This window comes from Rahnella sp. PAMC25617 (genome assembly GCF_050606005.1).
Lineage (GTDB): Bacteria > Pseudomonadota > Gammaproteobacteria > Enterobacterales > Enterobacteriaceae > Rahnella > Rahnella variigena.
The window spans coordinates 1-364 of sequence record NZ_JBOCUM010000264.1 but is presented as its reverse complement, the minus strand read 5'-3'; the positions used below and the strand labels follow the sequence as shown (position 1 = coordinate 364).

Here is a 364-nt window from a genome sequence, read left to right as displayed (position 1 = left end):
CCTTCTGTCCAGTTAACAAAAACATATCCTGGATTTGGCAAAGCTGAAACCGTTACAGTTGAATTTTCAGTATATTGTCCCGATCCGGATGTGGTTCCGCCTGCAATTGGGCTTGAAGAAAGATTTATCCTAAAATTCCCTAAAACAACTTCGTCAAAATTAGCTACCAAGGCTATATTCCCATCCATCTCAAACTGATAGCTTGAACTTGTTGAAACAACAGTTTCACCTTCTGTCCAGTTAGTGAATGTAAAACCTTCATTAGGTATTGCAGCTACTGTAACTAAAGATCCAGCTGCAAATGTACCAGCTCCAATAAGCGTTCCTCCGTCTTCGGGGCTTGCAGATAATGATACTTCCGGAA

General features: G+C 40.9%; 1 protein-coding gene. It reads right to left on the bottom strand.

Going from position 1 to position 364, the window contains the following annotated elements; all coding sequences use genetic code 11:
- Positions 1-364, bottom strand: a 364-nt coding sequence (locus ACM615_RS24320) for an InlB B-repeat-containing protein (RefSeq protein ID WP_431012698.1), incomplete at both ends; no start/stop codon positions are given.